Here is an 18,653-nt window from a genome sequence, read left to right on the forward strand (position 1 = left end):
CGGTAAAATCCCGCCAACGCGAATCCGGCGCATCGTGCGCCGCCCGAAACGGAAAATCCAGCCATGCCGTACCAGTCCGACGTCACGCAGTTCCTGAACCAGCTCAAGCAGCAGAAGCCGACGCTCGAGGAAGAGCAGCGCAAGGGCCGTTCGCTGCTGTGGGACAAGCAGCCGATCGACCTCGAAGAGCGCGCCGACCAGCAGGAATCGCGCGTGAAGCAAACGTCGTACGTCTACTACCAGAACTTCTGACGACGTGAGCGCCGCCGACGAGGCCAGCGCCGCCCGGCAGGACGACGCGATCGCCGCGCCCGCGGGCGCCGATTCGACGCCCGACACGGTCGACGGTGTCGCGGCGTTCGCTCGCCTGTACGGCGAGCCGCTCTTCAAGCTGCCGCAGGATCTCTACATCCCGCCCGACGCGCTCGAGATCTTCCTCGAGACGTTCGAAGGCCCGCTCGACCTGCTGCTGTACCTGATCCGCAAGCAGAACTTCAACGTGCTCGACATCCCGATGGCGCAGGTCACCGCGCAATATCTGGGTTATGTCGACCAGATCCGCACGTCGAACCTCGAGCTGGCCGCCGAATACCTGCTGATGGCCGCGATGCTGATCGAGATCAAGTCGCGGATGCTGCTGCCGGTCAAGAAGGCCGACACCGGCGACGAAGCGGAAGATCCGCGTGCCGAACTCGTGCGCCGCCTGCTCGAATACGAGCAGATGAAGCTCGCCGCGCAGCGCCTCGACCAATTGCCGCAGCTCGGCCGCGACTTCCTGCGCGCCGAGGTCTACATCGAGCAAAGCATCACGCCGCGCTTCCCCGACGTGAACTCCGACGACCTGCGCGCCGCGTGGGCCGACGTGCTCAAGCGCGCGAAGCTCGTCCAGCACCACAAGATCTCCCGCGAGGAGCTGTCGGTGCGCGAACACATGAGCCTGATCCTGCGCCGGCTGCAGAACGCGCGATTCATGGAATTCGCCGACCTGTTCGACACGTCGCGCGGCGTGCCGGTCGTCGTCGTGAACTTCATCGCGATGCTCGAACTCGCGCGCGAATCGCTCGTCGAGATCACGCAGCCCGAGCCTTTCGCGCCGATCTACGTGCGCCTCGCGTACCTGCCTGCTTAAGGCCCGCGCCCGCCCTTCCCGTTCTCCCGATTCACCCCGACGCTCGCCGCGTCGCCGCGGCGGGTGGCCGCAGCCCAAGCCGCGGCTCGTTTCCGGCACGCCCGATTAAAAAGTGAACGATCGTTCTCTTTTCGATGCGTTTGGCGGCCAAATCCTCTACAATCCGCCGACGCCCGATGCGCCGCCCGCGCGCCGGCGTTCTCCGCTTCGACCCCGACGCCGCTGCCGCGGCGCCAACGCGCGCATGCGCGAGGAACCCGCTACCCGATCATGAAAGTCATCAGCTCGATCCAGGAACTGCGCGACCAGCTGCGCGGACAGAACCGCACGGCGTTCGTGCCGACGATGGGCAACCTGCACGAAGGGCACCTGTCGTTGATGCGCCTCGCGCGCCAGCACGGCGACCCGGTCGTGGCGAGCATCTTCGTCAACCGCCTGCAGTTCGGCCCGAACGAGGATTTCGACAAATACCCGCGCACGCTGCAGGACGATATCGAGAAGCTGCAGAAGGAAAACGTCTACGTGCTGTTCGCGCCGACCGAGCGCGACATGTACCCGGAACCGCAGGAATACCGCGTGCTGCCGCCGGACGATCTCGGCGGGATCCTAGAAGGGGAATTCCGGCCCGGCTTCTTCACCGGCGTGTGCACGGTCGTGTCGAAGCTGATGGCCTGCGTGCAGCCGCGCGTCGCAGTGTTCGGCAAGAAGGACTACCAGCAGTTGATGATCGTGCGCCGCATGTGCCAGCAACTCGCGCTGCCGGTCGACATCATCGCGGCCGAAACCGTGCGCGACGAGGACGGCCTCGCGCTGTCGTCGCGCAACCGCTACCTGTCGGCCGACGAGCGCCGGGAAGCGCCCGAACTCGCGAAGACGCTGCAGCGCATGCGCGAAAGCGTGCTCGGCGGCGAGCGCGACCTCGGCAAGCTCGAGCAACACGCGCGCACGCACCTGGCCGAGCGCGGCTGGGCGCCCGACTACCTGTCGATCCGCCGCCGCGCGAACCTGATCGCGCCGAGCGCCGCCGAACTCGAAGCCGGCGAGCCGCTCGTCGTGCTCGCGGCCGCGAAGCTCGGCGCGACGCGCCTCATCGACAACCTGGAAATCTGACGGGCCGCCCGCCCGCGCCTCTCACGACGCATCACGGAGACACCATGCAGCGCCACATGCTCAAATCGAAGATCCACCGCGCGGCAGTCACGCACTGCGAGCTGCATTACGAAGGCTCGTGCGCGATCGACGAAGACCTGCTCGAAGCGTCGAACATCGTCGAAAACGAACGGATCGACATCTGGAACATCAACAACGGCGAGCGCTTCTCGACGTACGCGATCAAGGGCGAGCGCGGCAGCGGGATGATCTCGCTGAACGGCTCGGCCGCGCGCCGTGCGCAGCTCGGCGACCTCGTGATCATCGCGGCGTTCGCGATGGTCGACGAGGCCGAACTGCAGGCCGGCTGGAAGCCGAAGCTCGTGTTCATCGACGACGGCAACAAGATCAAGGGCCACCGCGATCACGTGCCGACGCAGAACTGGACGTAACCTGACTGACAGGCCGCCCGCGTGCCGTGGCGCGCGGGAGCGGCTGCGCCGCCTGCGGTCGAAGGGCCGGATCCCGTGCGACACGGAATCCGGCCCTTTCTCATTTCGGCCCGCGCCGGCCTCGTGGTCGCGCGATCGGATCAGGACGCCTTGGCGGCCTTCTCCGCCTTCGGCGCACTGCGCTCGGCCCATTCGACGATCGGCCGCCACTGTTCGAGATCCTTTTCGACCCGGCTCTTCGCGACGTCCCACAGCGTGAGGCCGTGCGCGGCGATCTGCACGTAGTTCTGCGTGTCGCGCACGTAGCCGAGCACCGGCAGGCCGAGCCCTTCGACGAAGCGGTGCAGCTGGTCCGACGAGCGCGTGCGCGCATCGACCCGCATCCCGACGATCCCGACCTCGACGCCGCCCTTGCGCACGGCCTTTTCGCCGGCGAGGCGCTCCAGAAACTGCTGGGTCGCGAGAATATCGAACATCGACGGCTGCAGCGGCACGATCACCTTGTCGGCCAGTTGCAGCGCGACGCCGAGCCGGTTGCCGTGCAGGCCGGCCGGCGTATCGATCACCGCGTATTCGAGGCCGCGCGGGGGCTTCGACGGTGCGTCCGGATCGAGATCCCACGACTCGATCGCCGGCAAGCCGGCCGGCCGGAGGTCGAGCCACGCATGCGCGGACTGCTGCCGGTCCAGGTCGGCGAGCGCGACCCACGCGCCCTGCGCCGCGAAATAGCCGGCAAGATTGGTGGACAACGTGCTCTTCCCCACGCCGCCCTTCGGATTCGCCACCACGATCACCGTCATGAATTCCCCCGAAAAAGCCACGCGGCGCCGGCCGCATGGCTGGCGCCGCTCGATTGCGGATACAGGGAGCGATGATATCGGCAAACGGGGGATCACCGGAACGGGTTGCGCCGAACCGCGCGCCCCTGATACTTCCTTACACGCGCTGAACCGCGGCCTCCCGGGCGCCGATCGCGAACGCGCCGCCGCCCAGCAGCGCCTGCACGGCAAGCGTGACGGCCCAGAACGCCGGATATTCCCAGCCGCCGTGCGGCGACGAGAAGCTCCAGCCGTTCGGCAGATGCGCGGCCGTCGCGCCGAGCATGAACGGCAGCAGCGCGAGCGCGGCGACCCGCACGCGGAAACCCGCGAGCAGCGCCAGGCCGCCCGCCAGTTCGACGAACGTCGTCAGGTATGCGAGCCAGCCCGGCAGGCCGATCGACGCAAAGAACTGCGCGGTGCCGGGCAGCGTGAAGACGAACACCTTCTGCGCGACGTGCGCGAGGTACAGCACGCCGAGCGCGACGCGCAGCAGCGTCGCGGCAAAATCGTTCAGGCGATTGGGGTTCATGGCGGATTCCTTCGTGAGTGGATCAGAATGGATCGCACTCTATTCGAATAGATTCAGCCGATAAACACGCCAATTCGCTTTAACCGATTCCCAACAGGAACGAATAAGGCCATAAAAAGGGGCATGATCGATCATGCCCCGATACCTGCGTCAGTACCCGCTTTTGCCTTGTGTGGCGTCGCCGGACCCGGACTGGCTGCCGCCCGGTGTGTACGAATCGCACGCGTGTGCAACCGCCGATGCGCCCAGCAGCGCCGCGAGCAGCACGCTCCACCACCATCGAACCTTCATCGTCGCACTCCTCCAGGCGGACCTCCGCCCTCCTTGTGTTGTACGCGATCCGGCGGAAAAAGCGAGGGCGGCCCGGCGCCGCTTCAGCGAAACTCGGCGTACAGCGCGTCGAGGTCGAGATGTTCGGCGAACGTATCGGCCAGCCGCTCCAGCGATGCTTCGCGCAGCGCCGGATAGTCGATGCGCTCCGCGCCGTCGAGCCCGGCCCACGCGAGCAGCGCCGCGCACGCGTCGGGCGCATCGAACAGCCCGTGCACGTAGGTCGCGAGGATCTGGTTGTCGGCCGAAACCGCGCCGTCCGGGCGCGCGCCGTCCTGCGCGGCGTCGGCTGCCAGCGCCAGCGCGGGCGCGGAGAGCGCGGGCCCGCGCGTGTCGCCCATGTGGATCTCGTAGCCGCGCACGGCGGCCCCGCCCGGCAGCGCGAGATGCCCGGTCACGTTCTTCAGCGTCTTGTCGGGCTGCAGCGTCGTGTCGAAATCGAGCAGCCCGAGCCCCGGCACGCTGCCGGGCGCGCCTTCGAGGCCGAGCGGATCGTCCAGCGTGCGGCCGAGCATCTGCATTCCGCCGCAGATGCCGATCACCTTGCCGCCGTAGCGCAGGTGACGACGGATCATCGCGTCCCAGCCCGCGTCGCGCAGCCATTCGAGATCGCGCTGCACGCTCTTCGAACCGGGCAGGATCAGCAGGTCGGCATCCGGCACCGGGCCGCTCTTCCAGTACGTGAACTCGACCTGCGGATGCGCGCGCAGCGGATCGAAATCGGTGTGGTTGCTGATGCGCGGCAGCGCGGGCACGACGACGCGCAGTACGCCGGCGTCGCCGCGTACGGCGGCGCTGCGCGCCTGCGCGGGCAGCATGTCCTCCGCATCGAGCAGCAGCCCGTGCAGGTACGGCAGCACGCCGAACACCGGCTTGCCGGTCTGCGCACGCAGCCAGTCGAGCCCCGGTTCGAGCAGCTTGACGTCGCCGCGGAAACGGTTGATCACGAAGCCGCGCACGCGCGCACGCTCGCTGTCCGACAGGCACGCGAGCGTGCCGACCAGGTGCGCGAACACGCCGCCGCGGTCGATGTCGGCGACGAGCACGACCGGGCAGTCGACCCGTTCGGCAAAGCCCATGTTCGCGATGTCGCCGTCGCGCAGGTTGATCTCGGCCGGGCTGCCGGCGCCCTCGACGATCACCGTGTCGTAACCGGCGCGCAAGCGCGCGTACGACTCGAGCACCGCGTCGAACGCGACCGGCTTGTAGTCGTGATATGCACGCGCGTCGAGGTTCAACCGCGCCTTGCCGTGAATGATCACCTGCGCGCCGCGATCGCTCGTCGGCTTCAGCAGCACGGGGTTGAAATCCGTATGCGGCGCGACGCCCGCGGCCAGCGCCTGCAGCGCCTGCGCGCGGCCGATCTCGCCGCCGTCGGCCGTCACCGCGCTGTTGAGCGCCATGTTCTGCGGCTTGAACGGCGCAACGCGCGCGCCGGCACGGCGCGCCAGGCGGCACAGGCCCGCGACGAGCGTGCTCTTGCCCGCGTCGGACGTCGTGCCCTGGATCATCAGCGTACCGCGCGGCCGCGGCTCGGGTGCATTCATCGTGTTAAAGGTCGTCGCGAAGCAAAGGCCGCATTATCGCCCGCGCCGGTACGCGTGCGCCGTTACAATCACGCGATGATTCCGCACGACCTCACCTTCGTCCTCGGCGGCGCGCGCTCGGGCAAGAGCGCGCATGCCGAGCGGCTCGCCGCCGACAGCGGCCGCCCCGTCACCTACATCGCGACCGCGACCGCCGCCGATGCCGAATTCGCGCAGCGCATCGCGCATCATCGCGCGCGCCGGCCGGCCGAATGGGGGTTCGCCGACGCGCCCGTCGACCTCGCCGGCACGCTCGCGCGGCTCGACGATCCGCACGCATGCCTGCTGGTCGACTGCCTGACGCTGTGGCTCACGAACCTGCTGTGCCCGGCCGACGGCGAACCGCTCGACGATGCGCAGTACGCGGCGCAGGTCGAGCGGCTCGAACATGCATTGCGCGGCGCGCGCGCGAAGGTGATCGTCGTCAGCAACGAGATCGGGCTCGGCGTCGTGCCGCTCGGGTCGGTCACGCGCCGCTACGTCGACGAACTCGGGCGCCTGAACCAGCGCGTCGCCGCGCTCGCGACGCGCGTGACGCTGCTCGTCGCCGGGCTGCCGCTCGACCTCAAGACGGGAGCGCCGTCATGCTGATGCTGTCGCTGCCCGTCGTCGCGATGCTCGCGGTCGCGGCCGCGATCGTCGACCGCGCGATCGGCGAACCCGCCGGCTGGCATCCGCTCGTCGCGTTCGGCCGGCTTGCCGCGCGCATCGAAGGCGCTCTGAATACGGGCCGACGCGGCCGCGTGGTCGGTGTCGCCGCGTGGGCCGCGGCCGTCGTGCCGCCGGTGGCCGTCGCCGCATGGCTCGTGGCCGTGCTGCCGTGGCCGCTCGCGGCCGCGCTGCACGTCACGCTGCTGTGGTTCGCGCTCGGAGCGAAAAGCCTCGCCGACCACGTCGCGCCGATCGCAGCGGCGCTGCTGCGGCGCGACCTCGACGCCGCGCGTAAGTTGACCGCGCGCATCGTGTCGCGCGACACGAGCGACGCCGACGAAGGCGCATTGTCGCGCGCGGCCGTCGAATCGGCGCTCGAGAACGGCAACGACGCGATCTTCGGCGCACTCTTCTGGTTCGTCGTCGCGGGCGGCCCCGGCGCGCTGCTGTTCCGGCTCGCGAACACGCTCGACGCGATGTGGGGCTACCGCACGCCGCGCTTCCTGACCTTCGGCTGGGCCGCCGCGCGCCTCGACGACGCGATGAACTGGATTCCCGCGCGCCTCACGGCCGCGAGCTACGCGCTGCTCGGCGACACGGCCGCCGCATGGCGCTGCTGGCGCACGCAGGCGCGCCACTGGGACAGCCCGAACGCGGGCCCGGTGATGGCCGCGGGCGCGGGCAGCCTGAACGTGCAGCTCGGCGGCCCGGCCGTCTATCACGGTGAAATCGAGGATCGTCCGACGCTCGGCACCGGTGCAACGGCGACCGCCGTCCACGTCGTCGCCGCGCTGTCGCTCGTCACACGCACGCTCGCACTGTGGCTCGCGCTGCTGGTCGCGAGCGGCGCTCTCGTCATGGCTACCCATCATGTCTGATACACGCATCGCGCACGGCGGCAACCTGCATGAAGCCGCACGCCGCCACGACATTCCGTACGACGCGTGGCTCGATCTGTCGACCGGCATCAATCCAGTCGGCTTTCCGGTGCCGCCCGTCCCGGCCGACGCGTGGCGCCGGCTGCCCGACGACGGCGACGGCCTCGCGGCCTGCGCCGCGCAGTACTACCGCGCGCCCGATCCCGCGCACGTGCTGCCGGTCGCCGGCAGCCAGGCCGCGATCCGCGCATTGCCTGCGTTGCTGCCAACCGGCGACGCCGGTGTCGCGTCGCTCGCGTACGGCGAATACGCGCCCGCGTTCGCGCGTCACGGCCATCGCGTCGTTCCGCTCGACATCGGCACGGATACGCTGCCGGCGACGCTGCGCCACGTCATCGTCGGGAATCCGAACAACCCGACCGCCGAATTCGTGCCGGCCGAACGCCTAATCGGCTGGCATGCGCAGTTGTCGGCGCGCGGCGGCACGCTGATCGTCGACGAGGCGTTCGCCGATACGGGCGCGACGCAATCGCTCGCGCCGCAGGTCGATCGCCCCGGGCTCGTCGTGCTGCGCTCGGTCGGCAAGTTCTTCGGTCTCGCCGGTATCCGCTCGGGCTTCGTGCTCGCATGCCCCGAACGGATCGTCGCGCTGCGCGACATGCTCGGCGCATGGACGGTCGGCGGCCCCGCGCGTCACGCAGTCGCCGTGGCGTTCGCGGATCGTGCATGGCAGGCCGCCGCCCGCGAACGGCTCGCGGCCGACGGCGAGCGGCTGGCCGCACTGCTGCGCGCGCACGGCTTCGCGGTTCGCGCGACACCGCTGTTCAGCTGGACCGACGACACGCGCGCCGCGGCGCTGCATGCGGCGCTCGCGGCACGCGGGATCTGGACGCGATACTTCGCGAAGCCGTCGAGCGTGCGCATCGGCCTGCCGGGCAACGAAGCGGAGTGGCAGCGCCTCGATGATGCGCTCGCGCACTGCGTGCCGACGCTGCAACAGGAATCCGCATGAGCCCACGCAGGTTCCGCCGGCTGACGCTGGTCGCGACACTGGCCGCGCTCGCTCATGCACCGCTCGTCCATGCCGATGTCACGACACGCGACGACGCCGGCAATACGGTTACGCTGCCCGCGCCCGCGCAGCGCGTGATCAGCCTCGCGCCGCACGCAACCGAGCTGGTCTACGCGGCCGGCGGCGGTAAGAAGCTCGTCGGCACCGTCACGTACAGCGACTATCCGCCCGCCGCGCGAGCGGTGCCGCTCGTCGGCGACAACAAGGCGCTCGACCTCGAACGAATCGCAGCGCTGAAGCCCGACCTGATCGTGGTCTGGCGGCACGGCAACGCCGAGCGGCAGACCGACGCGCTGCGCGCGCTGCATATCCCGCTGTTCTTCAGTGAACCGAAACATCTCGACGATGTGTCGTCGTCGCTGCGCCGGCTCGGCACGCTGCTCGGCACGCAGCCGGCAGCCGATGCGGCCGCGGCGTCCTTTGCGCACGACATCGCGACGCTGCGTGCACGCTACGCCGCGCGGCCGCCCGTCACGATGTTCTTCCAGGTCTGGGACCGCCCGCTGACGACGCTCAACGGCGAGCACCTGGTCAACGACGTGATCGCACTATGCGGCGGCCGCAACGTGTTCGCGTCGCTCAAGCCGCTCGCGCCGAGCGTCACCGACGAGGCCGTGCTCGCCGCGAATCCGGAAGCGATCGTGACGACGAGCGCCGGCGCGACGCGCTCGAACGAACCGCTGCCGAGCCTTGCACGCTGGCGCGCGTGGCCCGCGCTGACGGCCGTGGCGCGCAACAACCTGTTCGCGATCGACGGCGATCTGCTGACGCGGCCGTCGCCGCGGATCGCGCAGGGTGCGGCCGCGCTGTGCGAGGATCTCGATGCCGCGCGTGCGCGGCGGCCAGCGCGCTGATTTCCGCTGATTTCCGCTGACTTGTGCGTTTGCCGCGCACCTGTCCCGGACGCGTCCTGCGCTCGTGATGGTTCGACCGCGCGTCGTGTCGTTCACATGCAGACGCGAGCGAGCCTATTCATCCCAGTGCACGACTTCCCATGTTCGCGCCGCATCATCCGCACGCAGCCAGACGACACCGCCTGTCGGCACCGGCCGCGACAGCAGCGTATCGAGCGGCACACGCAACACATGCGATGCGAACGCGCGGATCACGCCCGCATGCGTGACCGCCCATTGCGGCCGATCGGCCTGCATCACCGCATCGGCCCGCCGTGCAACCCGCGCGGCGAACCGCGCGACGCTTTCGCCGCCATGCGCGCACGCATGCATCAGGTCGGCCGCCCACGCATCGAGCGCCGCACGGTCGATATCGTCCCAGCGCCGCATTTCCCACGCGCCGAAATCCATTTCCTGCCAGTCGGCATCGCGCTGCAGCGGCACATCGAATGCGTGCGCGAGCCGTTCGGCGATCGACGCGCATCGCGTCAGCGGGCTCGTCCAGAGCTGTTCGGGCGGCGGCGCGCCGAGAGCCGACAGATGCGCACGCACGGCATGCGCGCCGGCGTCGGCCGGCGCGGCGAGCGGCACGTCGCTGCGTCCGTAACACATGCCCGGCTCGACGGCGACGGCCGGATGACGGATCAGGACGACGTCCATCCGAGCACCACGAGATAGATCGCCAGTTCGCTCAGTTGCTGCGCGAAGCCGAGACAGTCGCCCGTATAACCGCCGATCCGTTTCACGAAGTAGCGGGCCGCCCACGCGCGCACGAGCACGAGCGCGGCGCTCGCGGCGACACCCATGCGCCAGTCCGGCCAGAACAGCCACGGCAACCCGAATACCGCCGCGACGCACGCCGCGCGTGCACCCATCCGTTGCGCGACCGGCTTCGCCTTGCCTTCGGGCCGCACATAGTCGAGCGACATCAGCAGGCTGACGGCCGCCGCGCGGCTCGCCGCATGCGCGGCGATCATCGTCCACGCGGCGCGCAGCGGCGGCATGGCCGCGAGCGCCTGCCATTTCAGGCCGAGCGCGATCACGAGCGCGACTGCGCCGAACGTGCCGATCCGCGAGTCGTGCATGATGCGCAGCACGTCGTCGCGCGTATAGCCGCCGCCGAACGCATCGCAGCTGTCGGCGAGGCCGTCCTCGTGGAAAGCGCCGGTCGCGAGCAGCGTCGCAGCCATCGACAGCCCGACCGCGATCGACGCGGGCAGCACGCGCAGCGCGGCGAGATAGACGAGCGCACCCCACGCGCCGACGCATGCGCCGACGAGCGGGAAATAGCGTGCGGCCTGATCGAGATCGCCGGCCGCGTAGCCGATCGCGCGCGGCACGGGCACGCGCGTGAAGTAGCCGAGCGCGACGAAGAAGTAGCGCAGTTCGGCACGCACGCCGGGCCCGCGATCAGGCGTCACGATCGTCGACGCCGGCAGACTCGAAGCTCGCCATCTCGCTGAGGAACGCGGCCGCCGCACGCACGAGCGGCAGCGCGAGCGCCGCGCCCGTGCCTTCGCCGAGCCGCAGGTCGAGCGCGAGCAGCGGCTTCGCGCCGAAATGCTCGAGCATGCGCCGGTGCCCGGCCTCGTGCGACGTATGCGAGAACACGCAGTAGTCGCGCACGCCGGGCGCGATGCGCTCGGCGACGAGCAGCGCGGCCGTCGCGATGAAGCCGTCGACGAGGATCGTCATCCGCTCGCTCGCGGCCGCGAGATACGCGCCCGTCATCATCGCGATCTCGAAGCCGCCGAACGTCGCGAGCACGTCGAGCGGCGCGATCGCGTGCGAGTGCTTGACGAGCGCGCGGCCGAGCACCGCGCGCTTGTGCGCGAGGCCCTGATCGTCGAGGCCCGTGCCGCGCCCGACGCACGCGTCGATCGGCACGTCGAGCAGGCGGCTCATCAGGCACGCGGCCGACGACGTGTTCGCGATCCCCATCTCGCCGAAGCCGATCACGTTCGTGCCGAGCGACGCGTGCAGGCGCACGCGCGCCGCGCCGGCCGCGAGCGCCGTCATCGCCTCGTCGCGCGTCATCGCCGGCTCCGCCGCGAAGTTGCGCGTGCCGCGCGCGACCGGCAGCGACACCAGCCGGTCGGACAGCGGCAGCGGCGACGCAACGCCCGCATCGACGATCTCGAGCGTGCTCTGCGCGACGCCCGAGAACGCGTTGATCGCCGCGCCGCCGGCCAGGAAGTTCGCAACCATCTGCGCGGTCACCGCTTGCGGGTAAGGACTCACGCCCTCGGCCGCGATCCCGTGATCGCCTGCGAACACGATCATCACGGGGCGCTGCACGGTCGGACGCTCGGTGCGCTGGATCAGGCCGATCTGCAGCGCGAGCGCTTCGAGCTGGCCGAGGCTGCCGGGCGGCTTGGTCTTGTGGTCGATCACATGCTGCAGGCGCTTGCGCAGCGCGTCGTCGAGCGGCGCGATCGCGGGCGGGAAGTGGGTCGGAGTCGTCATCGGGAAGCCGTGTCGTTGGCGCGGCCTGCGCCGCGCATCGGAAAGGAAAAGGTCATTGTCGCTCGGGCCACGCAGGCAGCAGCGCGTCGCGGCCATGCTCGCGGATCAGCACGAGCGGATAGCCGAACGCATCGCTCGCACGCTCGGGCGTCAGCACGTCGTGCACGGGGCCGGCCCATGCATGGCCGCGGCCGTCGAGCAACAGCGCATGCGTCGCGAAACGCCGCGCGAGATTCAGGTCGTGGCACGAGAACAGCACCGTGCGCGGGCCCGCGTCGAGCCATGCGGCCAGCGCGGTCAGGCAGTCGATCTGGTGATGCAGGTCGAGATGCGCGAGCGGCTCGTCGAGCAGCATCAGCGGCGCGTCCTGGCACAGCGTCGCGGCCAGCGCGACCCGCTGCCGCTCGCCGCCCGACAGCGACAGCACGTCGCGCGACGCCAGTGCGGTCAGGTCGAAGGTCGCGAGCGCATCGTGCGCGGCCGCGCGGTCGCCGTCGCGCTCCCAGCCCCAGCCGCCGAGATACGGAAAACGGTTGAGCAGCACCGTGTCGAACACGGTCGCGCTGAATGCATCGTGCAGTTGCTGCGGCATCAGCGCGCGGCGCTGCGCGAGCTGCGTGGGCGGCCATGCGGCGAGCGGCCGGCCGTCGATCTCGACCCGGCCGCCGGCCGGCGGGTGCAGCCCCGCGAGCGTCGCGAGCAGCGTCGTCTTGCCCGCGCCGTTCGGCCCCGCGACGCACCAGATTTCGCCGGGACGGAAGGCCTGCGTGAAGCCGTCGAGCAGCGTGCGCGCGCCGGCCCTCAGCGTCAGGTCCACGCACGTGCAGGCCATGTCGTTGCCGGAGGCGGCAGCGTGCTGTGCAGCGCCTGTCATCGCATCGGTCTCCTCAGCAACATCCACAGGAACACCGGCACACCGATCAACGCGGTCATCACGCCGACCGGCAGTTGCGCGGGCGCGATCGCGGTGCGCGCGAGCAGGTCCGCCGCCATCACGCCGCCGCCGCCCGCGAGCATCGCGGCCGGCAGCAGCATGCGCTGGTCGTTGCCGAACGCGAGCCGCAGCGCATGCGGCACGACGAGGCCGACGAAGCCGATCGTGCCGGCCGTCGTTACCGCAGCTGCCGCGGCCAGCGACGCGACGAGATAGATTCGCACGCGCAGGCGCGCGACGGGGACACCGAGCGCGAGCGCGGTCGCGTCGCCGCGCAGCAGCACGTTCAATTCCGGCGCGGCCGGCAGCGCGACACATGCGGCCAATAGCAGCGCGCCCCACGCGAACCACGGTGCGGTCACGCCGTTCAGGTCGCCCGTCAGCCAGAAGATGATCCCGCGCAACCGCGCATCGGGCGCGAGCGACAGCAGCAGCGTGACGAGCGCACCCCACCCTGCCGCGATCACGACACCGGTGAGCAGCAGCCGCGGCGACGCATCGCGCGAATCGCCGCGCCACAGCTCGCGGCGCGCGAGGCCGAGCACGAGCGCGACCGACACGAGCGCGCCGGCGAACGCCGACGCATCGACGAGCCACCACGCACCGCCCGCGATCATCGCGACGAGCGCGAACCCGGCCGCGCCGCCGGACACGCCGAGCACGTACGGTTCCGCGAGCGGGTTGCGCAGCAGCACCTGCAGCAGCGCACCGGCAAGCGCGAGCAGCGCACCGCACGCGAAACCCGCAAGCGCGCGCGGCAGGCGCAGCGTGCGGACGATGTCGGCGAACAGCGCGTCGCCGCCATGCGGCACGAGCGACGCGAGCGCCTGCCACGGCGACATCGGCACGCTGCCGATCGACAGCGATGCGACGAACAGCAACGCGGCCACGGCGGCCAGCGCGGCCCAGATCGCGGCGGCGCGCGCGGCGCTCATGCCGCGCACGGCCCTGCGCACGACGCGCAGCGCATCCGCTTACTGCTGCTGCCAGCCGAGCGAGACATAGGCGCCGCGCTTCGGCGTGTTGTAGGCATATGCAAGCTCGTAGTCCTTGTCGAGCAGGTTGTCGATGCGCGCGCTGACGTACCACGACTTCGTGATGTTGTAGCGCGCGGAAAGGTTGACGATCCCGTAGCCGCCGAGCCGCCCGCCGCCCGAATCGTTGCGCGCGCCGCTCACGAGCCATTCGCCGCCGACGCGCCACGCGCCGAATGCGCGGTTCACGGCCATCGACGCGAAACGCCGCGCGCGGCGGTCGAGATCCTGATTCTGCGTTTCGTCGACCGGGTTCTGCAACGTGGCGGCAACCCGTACGTCGGTCGCGCCGACATGCCCCTGCCACGACCCTTCGAGCCCCTGCACCTTCGCGCGGCCGACGTTCTGCGCAATATAGTAGAAACCGCTCCCGTCGGGCCGATAGTTGATCAGGTTCGCGTAGCGCGTCTGGAATGCGGTGAGCCGCATCACGCCCACCGCATCGGACGCATACTGCAGCGCGGCTTCGATCGAATGGCTACGCTCCGGCTGGATCGACGGATTGCCGGCCATCGGGTAATAGAGGTCGTTGAAGCTCGGCGCGCGGAACGCGTCCGAATAGCTCGCGGTCACCTTCCAGCGATCGGTCAGTTCGAGGCCGTAGCCGAGATAGTAGGAGTTGGCGCCGCCGAAGTCCGAGTACTGGTCGCGGCGCAGGTTCGCCTGGAACTGCTGGCGGCCGAAGCGCCCCGAATAACCGATCCAGCCGGAATTCACGTGACGCTGCGGCGCGGCATACGCATTCGACATGAACTGCTGGTCGAGCCGCTCGTAGCCGGCCTGGATCAGGTGATCCGGCGCGATGCGGAAATCGTTCTGCCACGTGTACTGGCGGTTGTCGGTATTGAAGTGATCGGTATAGACGCCGTTCAGCGCCGACTGGCTGCGATCGTTGCCGGTCGACACGCTCACGCGAGCGGTCCACCAGTCGGTCAGCTTGCCGTTCGCGAACGCACGCACCTGCTGCACGCGCGAATAGAGGTTGTTCAGGTCGGTCGGCACGCCCCACGCGTTGTCGTAGCTGTTGTTGCCGTTCGACTGGAAGTAGCTGACGCCCGCATCCCATCGATCGTTGAAGCGGTGGCGCAGCGCCGCGGTGATGCTCTCGTTCAGGTAGCCGTTCGCATTCGGGTTCGCGTTCGGCTTCTTCGCCGGGTCGAGCGCGGAAAAACCATTGTCCTTGTCGCGTGCGATCGACACGCTGAACGTCGTCTTCCCGTCGCCGTCGAGCCGGCCCGATACGCCCGCCTGCTGCGTCTGCGTGCCGTAGCTGCCGACGCCGACCGCGAAGTTGAAGCGCGGCGGATGATTGCCGCCGTCCTTCGTGAACACCTGCACGACGCCGCCGATCGCGCCCGAGCCATACAGCGACGACACATTGCCGTTCACGATCTCGACGCGCTCGATCTGGTCGAGCGGCAACTGGCTCAGTTGCGCGGCACCGAGACTCGCGGAATCGACCCGCACGCCGTCGATCAGCACGAGCGACTGCGTCGACTCCGCGCCGCGCAGGAACATCGTCGTGCTCGCGCCCGGGCCGCCGTTGCGCACGATCTGCGCGCCGGGCGCGAGCGCGAGCAGCGTCGGCAGGTCGGCGCCCGGATGCGCGGCGATATCCTGCGCGTCGAATACGGTGGTTTGCGGAATCGTGTCGGCCAGCGCCTGCGGCGCGCGCTGCGCGGTGACGACGACCGGTTCGAGCATGGTCGCAGCGGCAGGCCGGGCCGCGGGCACGGCGGACGTTGCCGCGGGTACGGCGGGTGCCGCGGCATCGGCATTCGCCGCGGTCTGCGCGGCGGCGGCAAGCGGCAATCCGCAGAGCGCGCCGAGCGCCGTGCGGACGATTGGGGTCAGCATGAAGATAAATCCCGTGAAGCACTGCGCACCCCGCCTCCCCGCAGGCCGCGCGTCACGAAGCCCGTACGGGCTCCCCGCCTCGGCCGGTATCCGGGCTGGCGGCGTACCGGCTCGCCTTCCCGCGCGATGACGCGCAGTGGCCCGCGCCCGCGTGCGAAACCTGCACGCGGAACGCGCCCGAGCCGGCCTGCGTCACCGGACGCGGCCGCTTACCGTTGCGGGGGCAGCGCAGGTTGGCGGCCTCCTGGCGGAGCCCGCTCCCTGCTTCCCGTTTAACCGCGCGTTCCACGCGCGAGCACCGAGGCGGCGCCAGTTTAGGAGCCGCTCGCGCGAGCGTCAAGGAAGCGTTCAGACACGCGCGGGACGCGCCTATTCGCGGCAAGAAGCGGGGGTGTTACGACTGGAAACGTTACAGATGTCGGATTGCGCGTTATTCCGCGCTAAAATGCTGGGTCTTTAGAGGACGCAGCAAATGCTCAACGAACTCGAAACCCTATCTCAAAATATTGGCCGTCTGATTTCGCTGAACAAGCGCTATCACTCGGAACGGCTCGCGCTCGAGGAGCAGGTCGCGCAATTGCGCGCGGAAGCGGACACGGTCCGCGCGGAACTCGCGCAGCTGCGCGATGAACGCAATGCGCTCGCGGCCGAGCGCGACACGCTGTCGGCAAAGATCGACGACGCACAGGTGAAACTGAACGCGATTCTCGAAAAGCTGCCGCGCTCGAAAAGCGCGGAGCAAGCCGACAACCAGCTCGACCTGCTGGATGCGCAGGCGCGTACGGATGGCGATGACGCGGCCAGCCACGGAGAACATGCATGAGCACCAAGCAGATCGAAGTCTCGATTCTCGGTCAGGCCTATCGTCTCGCCTGTTCGGCCGAGACCGAAGCGGCGCTGCTCGAGGCGGTCGCGCGTGTCGACGCCGAAATGTCGAAAATCCGCTCGAACAGCTCGGTACGCGGCACCGATCGGATCGCGGTGATGGCGGCACTGTCGCTCGCATCGGAATTGCTGCGGCTGCAAACGAGCGTGCGGCACGGTGAAGCATTTCCGGCGGAAGAAATCCGTCGTACAATGCACCAGATGAACGAACAGCTCGGCGCGGTGCTCGCACAGCACGAGACGCAGTAACGTTTCAATCGATGCGTCGATTCCCCTTGATCTCGGCGATCAACGGTGGTCAAATTGGCGCATCGAAACACAGTTCAGTCAGCTTCCCTGCCTGGTTCGCCAAGGTCATATATTCCTTGAACCAATGCCATGTGCACGGTTGCGGAAATTTGTAGCACGGGCGCGCGCGTCACTCTGTCTGATGTACCCGAAGTGCTGCTAACTGCGACCAATTCTGAACCTCAGGTTCAGGATGCCGGCCTAGCGGCCAAGGCGGGGGCCTATCCAACGGCATCGGGCGAGTCCCGGTGCCGTTTTCTTTTTCAGGGTCTGTTTGCACGCGGAACGCGCATGCAAACAGACCATCATGCCTTCAGCTGCGTCGATTACGATCCATGCAATACTGGCTGATGAAGTCCGAACCGGACGAAGCAAGCATCGACGATCTCGCCAACGCACCGCAGCGCTCGCTGCCGTGGACCGGCGTGCGTAACTACCAGGCGCGCAATTTCATGCGCGACACGATGAAGATCGGCGACGGTGTGCTGTTCTATCACTCGAGCTGCCCCGAGCCGGGCATCGCGGGCCTCGCCGAAGTATCGTCGACGCCCTACCCCGATCCCACGCAGTTCGATCCGAAAAGCCCCTATTACGACCCGAAGTCGACGCAGGAAGCGCCGCGCTGGCTGCTCGTCGACGTGCGCTATGTGAAAAAGTCGCCGCTCGTGCCGCTCGCCGCGCTGCGCGAACACGACGAACTCGCCGACATGCGCGTGCTCGCACGCGGCAACCGGCTGTCGATCACGCCGGTCACGCGCGCCGAATGGCGGTTCATCACCGAAAAGCTGATGAAGTAGGCGCGCGCAGCAGGAGCGCGCGCCAAACGTCAAATCTGGTCAGCACGCGCTGCCGCCACGGAACTCGCGGGTCTTTCGCGCAGCCTAAGCAACCGCTGTCGGTCAATCGGGCCGGCTGTTTTTTCGTTGCGCGGTACGCCCGCGTCGTGCACGCGTGATCCGCGTGCGCGCCCTCGCACAAGGAGTCCAACAATGACCAAGAAATCCGCACTCGCGCTGTCGCTCGCCCTCGCCGCCGCCGTTCCCGTCGCGCTGACGCTCGCGTCGCCCGCCGTGCACGCGCAGGCCGCGAACCCGCACTTCCCGGAACCGGCGGGCGTGCTGTCGCTTTCGTCGCAGGCCAGCGCCGACGTGCCGCAGGACATCATCCACATCACGCTGTTCTACGAACAGCAGGCCAAGGATCCGGGCAGCCTCACGTCCGCGCTGAACCAGCGTGCCGATGCCGCGCTGTCGCAGGCGAAGGGCGTATCGGGCGTCACCGCGCACACGGGCGCGTTCTCCGTGTATCCGAGCACCGATCGCGACGGGAAGATCTCCGCATGGCGCGGCCGCACCGAGGTCGCGCTCGAATCGCGCGATTTCGCCGCGGCGTCGAAGCTTGCAGGCCAGCTGTCGAACCTGATGCAGGTCGCGAACGTCGAGTTCTCGCTGTCGCCTGAAGCGCAGCGCACGGCCGAGCAGAAGCTCACGACCGAAGCGATCAAGTCGTTCCGCGCCCGCGCGGACGAAGCCGCGAAGGCGTTCGGCTACGGCAGCTATACGATCCGCGACGTCAACGTCGGCAGCGGCCGCAACGTGCAGCCGTACCCGCGCATGATGGCGATGGCCGCGGCGCCGATGGACAGCGCGAAGATGAGCGCGCCGATCGCGGTCGAAGGCGGCAAGGCCACCGTGTCGGTCACCGTCAACGGCTCGGTGCAGATGAAGTAACGCGCAACGCGCAGCTGTCAGAAACGAAA

The 18,653-nt window shown here is 69.1% G+C and carries 22 protein-coding genes, 1 other RNA gene and 1 riboswitch; of the genes, 13 read left to right on the plus strand and 10 right to left on the minus strand.

Annotated features, from left to right (window positions below; all coding sequences use genetic code 11):
- The first annotated feature begins 63 nt into the window (after positions 1-63).
- The 4 genes from MRS60_RS13035 to panD all read left to right on the plus strand — a co-directional run bounded on the left by MRS60_RS13035 (position 64) and on the right by panD (position 2,670).
- Complete coding sequence (locus MRS60_RS13035; protein ID WP_034178757.1) at positions 64-252, plus strand: DUF3460 family protein; 189 nt, start codon at positions 64-66, stop codon at positions 250-252.
- Between the two features lie 4 nt (positions 253-256).
- Positions 257-1,129, plus strand: a complete 873-nt coding sequence (locus MRS60_RS13040) for a segregation and condensation protein A (protein ID WP_034178758.1) — start codon at positions 257-259, stop codon at positions 1,127-1,129.
- A gap of 270 nt (positions 1,130-1,399) precedes the next feature.
- The gene (panC, locus tag MRS60_RS13045; protein WP_243564805.1) at positions 1,400-2,239 is read left to right on the plus strand and encodes a pantoate--beta-alanine ligase; all 840 of its coding nucleotides are present in this window, start codon (positions 1,400-1,402) and stop codon (positions 2,237-2,239) included.
- A gap of 44 nt (positions 2,240-2,283) precedes the next feature.
- Positions 2,284-2,670, plus strand: a complete 387-nt coding sequence (gene panD, locus MRS60_RS13050; RefSeq protein ID WP_031398432.1) for an aspartate 1-decarboxylase — start codon at positions 2,284-2,286, stop codon at positions 2,668-2,670.
- A 140-nt stretch (positions 2,671-2,810) separates the two neighbouring features.
- Here panD and MRS60_RS13055 read toward each other — a convergent pair whose 3' ends face one another.
- The 4 genes from MRS60_RS13055 to MRS60_RS13070 all read right to left on the minus strand — a co-directional run bounded on the left by MRS60_RS13055 (position 2,811) and on the right by MRS60_RS13070 (position 5,897).
- Positions 2,811-3,470, minus strand: a complete 660-nt coding sequence (locus MRS60_RS13055; RefSeq protein ID WP_034178760.1) for a ParA family protein — start codon at positions 3,468-3,470, stop codon at positions 2,811-2,813.
- A gap of 136 nt (positions 3,471-3,606) precedes the next feature.
- Positions 3,607-4,020, minus strand: a complete 414-nt coding sequence (locus MRS60_RS13060; protein WP_105393092.1) for a DoxX family protein — start codon at positions 4,018-4,020, stop codon at positions 3,607-3,609.
- A 150-nt stretch (positions 4,021-4,170) separates the two neighbouring features.
- Entirely contained in the window at positions 4,171-4,311 is a 141-nt protein-coding gene (locus MRS60_RS13065; RefSeq protein WP_165948134.1) for a hypothetical protein, read from the minus strand.
- Between the two features lie 83 nt (positions 4,312-4,394).
- Positions 4,395-5,897 (minus strand): cobyric acid synthase, encoded by a 1,503-nt coding sequence (locus MRS60_RS13070; protein WP_034178762.1) that lies wholly within the window; start codon positions 5,895-5,897, stop codon positions 4,395-4,397.
- 75 nt (positions 5,898-5,972) lie between these two features.
- Here MRS60_RS13070 and cobU point away from each other — a divergent pair, with 75 nt between their 5' ends.
- The 4 genes from cobU to MRS60_RS13090 are packed head-to-tail and all read left to right on the plus strand — an operon-like array spanning position 5,973 to position 9,391.
- Positions 5,973-6,527 (plus strand): bifunctional adenosylcobinamide kinase/adenosylcobinamide-phosphate guanylyltransferase, encoded by a 555-nt coding sequence (gene cobU / locus MRS60_RS13075; protein ID WP_243564806.1) that lies wholly within the window; start codon positions 5,973-5,975, stop codon positions 6,525-6,527.
- Positions 6,521-7,465, plus strand: a complete 945-nt coding sequence (gene cbiB / locus MRS60_RS13080) for an adenosylcobinamide-phosphate synthase CbiB (RefSeq protein WP_175749814.1) — start codon at positions 6,521-6,523, stop codon at positions 7,463-7,465. Before cobU ends, cbiB begins: the two co-directional genes overlap by 7 nt.
- Positions 7,458-8,477, plus strand: coding sequence for a threonine-phosphate decarboxylase CobD (cobD, locus tag MRS60_RS13085; RefSeq protein ID WP_243564807.1), 1,020 nt, complete (start codon positions 7,458-7,460; stop codon positions 8,475-8,477). The genes cbiB and cobD overlap by 8 nt, the downstream gene beginning before the upstream one ends.
- Positions 8,474-9,391 (plus strand): cobalamin-binding protein, encoded by a 918-nt coding sequence (locus MRS60_RS13090; RefSeq protein ID WP_243564808.1) that lies wholly within the window; start codon positions 8,474-8,476, stop codon positions 9,389-9,391. Before cobD ends, MRS60_RS13090 begins: the two co-directional genes overlap by 4 nt.
- A 114-nt stretch (positions 9,392-9,505) precedes the next feature.
- Here the strand turns inward: MRS60_RS13090 and cobC are convergent, their stop codons facing one another.
- From cobC to MRS60_RS13120, 6 genes are read right to left on the minus strand one after another with little or no spacing between them, the layout of a single operon-like run.
- On the minus strand, positions 9,506-10,090 hold the full coding sequence (gene cobC / locus MRS60_RS13095) for an alpha-ribazole phosphatase (RefSeq protein WP_175749817.1): 585 nt from the start codon (positions 10,088-10,090) through the stop codon (positions 9,506-9,508).
- Positions 10,075-10,851: an adenosylcobinamide-GDP ribazoletransferase gene (locus tag MRS60_RS13100; RefSeq protein ID WP_217590041.1), complete on the minus strand. Its 777-nt coding sequence runs from the start codon at positions 10,849-10,851 to the stop codon at positions 10,075-10,077. Before MRS60_RS13100 ends, cobC begins: the two co-directional genes overlap by 16 nt.
- Entirely contained in the window at positions 10,841-11,896 is a 1,056-nt protein-coding gene (gene cobT / locus MRS60_RS13105; RefSeq protein ID WP_105393088.1) for a nicotinate-nucleotide--dimethylbenzimidazole phosphoribosyltransferase, read from the minus strand. Before cobT ends, MRS60_RS13100 begins: the two co-directional genes overlap by 11 nt.
- Before the next feature lie 52 nt (positions 11,897-11,948).
- Complete coding sequence (locus tag MRS60_RS13110) at positions 11,949-12,770, minus strand: ABC transporter ATP-binding protein (RefSeq protein WP_243564809.1); 822 nt, start codon at positions 12,768-12,770, stop codon at positions 11,949-11,951.
- Positions 12,767-13,765: a FecCD family ABC transporter permease gene (locus tag MRS60_RS13115; protein ID WP_243564810.1), complete on the minus strand. Its 999-nt coding sequence runs from the start codon at positions 13,763-13,765 to the stop codon at positions 12,767-12,769. The genes MRS60_RS13110 and MRS60_RS13115 overlap by 4 nt, the downstream gene beginning before the upstream one ends.
- A gap of 39 nt (positions 13,766-13,804) precedes the next feature.
- Positions 13,805-15,721: a TonB-dependent receptor domain-containing protein gene (locus MRS60_RS13120; RefSeq protein ID WP_243564811.1), complete on the minus strand. Its 1,917-nt coding sequence runs from the start codon at positions 15,719-15,721 to the stop codon at positions 13,805-13,807.
- Between the two features lie 64 nt (positions 15,722-15,785).
- Positions 15,786-16,039, minus strand: a riboswitch (cobalamin riboswitch).
- Positions 16,040-16,193: 154 nt separating this feature from the next.
- On the opposite strand from MRS60_RS13120, the gene MRS60_RS13125 reads away from it, so the two are divergent.
- From MRS60_RS13125 to MRS60_RS13145, 5 genes are all read left to right on the plus strand, one after another.
- Entirely contained in the window at positions 16,194-16,544 is a 351-nt protein-coding gene (locus MRS60_RS13125) for an ATPase (RefSeq protein WP_006478092.1), read from the plus strand.
- Positions 16,541-16,855, plus strand: coding sequence for a cell division protein ZapA (locus MRS60_RS13130; RefSeq protein ID WP_011352906.1), 315 nt, complete (start codon positions 16,541-16,543; stop codon positions 16,853-16,855). Before MRS60_RS13125 ends, MRS60_RS13130 begins: the two co-directional genes overlap by 4 nt.
- Before the next feature lie 81 nt (positions 16,856-16,936).
- Positions 16,937-17,118: non-coding RNA, 6S RNA (ssrS, locus tag MRS60_RS13135), on the plus strand.
- 111 nt (positions 17,119-17,229) lie between these two features.
- A complete protein-coding gene (locus MRS60_RS13140) occupies positions 17,230-17,691 on the plus strand; it encodes an EVE domain-containing protein (protein ID WP_034178770.1) in 462 nt (153 codons plus the stop codon).
- A 192-nt stretch (positions 17,692-17,883) separates the two neighbouring features.
- Positions 17,884-18,624 (plus strand): SIMPL domain-containing protein, encoded by a 741-nt coding sequence (locus tag MRS60_RS13145; protein WP_243564812.1) that lies wholly within the window; start codon positions 17,884-17,886, stop codon positions 18,622-18,624.
- Positions 18,625-18,653: the final 29 nt, after the last annotated feature.

Origin of the sequence: Burkholderia pyrrocinia (assembly GCF_022809715.1) — a bacterium.
GTDB classification, from domain to species: Bacteria; Pseudomonadota; Gammaproteobacteria; order Burkholderiales; family Burkholderiaceae; genus Burkholderia; species Burkholderia pyrrocinia_C.

What these genes read in the sequence shown, in the direction of transcription:
- MRS60_RS13035 (WP_034178757.1), top strand. Translation starts at nt 64, where the DNA reads ATGCCGTACCAGTCCGACGTCACGCAGTTCCTGAACCAGCTCAAGCAG.
- panC (WP_243564805.1), top strand. Translation starts at nt 1,400, where the DNA reads ATGAAAGTCATCAGCTCGATCCAGGAACTGCGCGACCAGCTGCGCGGA.
- panD (WP_031398432.1), top strand. Translation starts at nt 2,284, where the DNA reads ATGCAGCGCCACATGCTCAAATCGAAGATCCACCGCGCGGCAGTCACG.
- MRS60_RS13055 (WP_034178760.1), bottom strand. Translation starts at nt 3,470, where the DNA reads ATGACGGTGATCGTGGTGGCGAATCCGAAGGGCGGCGTGGGGAAGAGC.
- MRS60_RS13060 (WP_105393092.1), bottom strand. Translation starts at nt 4,020, where the DNA reads ATGAACCCCAATCGCCTGAACGATTTTGCCGCGACGCTGCTGCGCGTC.
- MRS60_RS13065 (WP_165948134.1), bottom strand. Translation starts at nt 4,311, where the DNA reads ATGAAGGTTCGATGGTGGTGGAGCGTGCTGCTCGCGGCGCTGCTGGGC.
- MRS60_RS13070 (WP_034178762.1), bottom strand. Translation starts at nt 5,897, where the DNA reads ATGAATGCACCCGAGCCGCGGCCGCGCGGTACGCTGATGATCCAGGGC.
- cobU (WP_243564806.1), top strand. Translation starts at nt 5,973, where the DNA reads ATGATTCCGCACGACCTCACCTTCGTCCTCGGCGGCGCGCGCTCGGGC.
- cbiB (WP_175749814.1), top strand. Translation starts at nt 6,521, where the DNA reads ATGCTGATGCTGTCGCTGCCCGTCGTCGCGATGCTCGCGGTCGCGGCC.
- cobD (WP_243564807.1), top strand. Translation starts at nt 7,458, where the DNA reads ATGTCTGATACACGCATCGCGCACGGCGGCAACCTGCATGAAGCCGCA.
- MRS60_RS13090 (WP_243564808.1), top strand. Translation starts at nt 8,474, where the DNA reads ATGAGCCCACGCAGGTTCCGCCGGCTGACGCTGGTCGCGACACTGGCC.
- cobC (WP_175749817.1), bottom strand. Translation starts at nt 10,090, where the DNA reads ATGGACGTCGTCCTGATCCGTCATCCGGCCGTCGCCGTCGAGCCGGGC.
- cobT (WP_105393088.1), bottom strand. Translation starts at nt 11,896, where the DNA reads ATGACGACTCCGACCCACTTCCCGCCCGCGATCGCGCCGCTCGACGAC.
- MRS60_RS13110 (WP_243564809.1), bottom strand. Translation starts at nt 12,770, where the DNA reads ATGACAGGCGCTGCACAGCACGCTGCCGCCTCCGGCAACGACATGGCC.
- MRS60_RS13115 (WP_243564810.1), bottom strand. Translation starts at nt 13,765, where the DNA reads ATGAGCGCCGCGCGCGCCGCCGCGATCTGGGCCGCGCTGGCCGCCGTG.
- MRS60_RS13120 (WP_243564811.1), bottom strand. Translation starts at nt 15,721, where the DNA reads ATGCTGACCCCAATCGTCCGCACGGCGCTCGGCGCGCTCTGCGGATTG.
- MRS60_RS13125 (WP_006478092.1), top strand. Translation starts at nt 16,194, where the DNA reads ATGCTCAACGAACTCGAAACCCTATCTCAAAATATTGGCCGTCTGATT.
- MRS60_RS13130 (WP_011352906.1), top strand. Translation starts at nt 16,541, where the DNA reads ATGAGCACCAAGCAGATCGAAGTCTCGATTCTCGGTCAGGCCTATCGT.
- MRS60_RS13140 (WP_034178770.1), top strand. Translation starts at nt 17,230, where the DNA reads ATGCAATACTGGCTGATGAAGTCCGAACCGGACGAAGCAAGCATCGAC.
- MRS60_RS13145 (WP_243564812.1), top strand. Translation starts at nt 17,884, where the DNA reads ATGACCAAGAAATCCGCACTCGCGCTGTCGCTCGCCCTCGCCGCCGCC.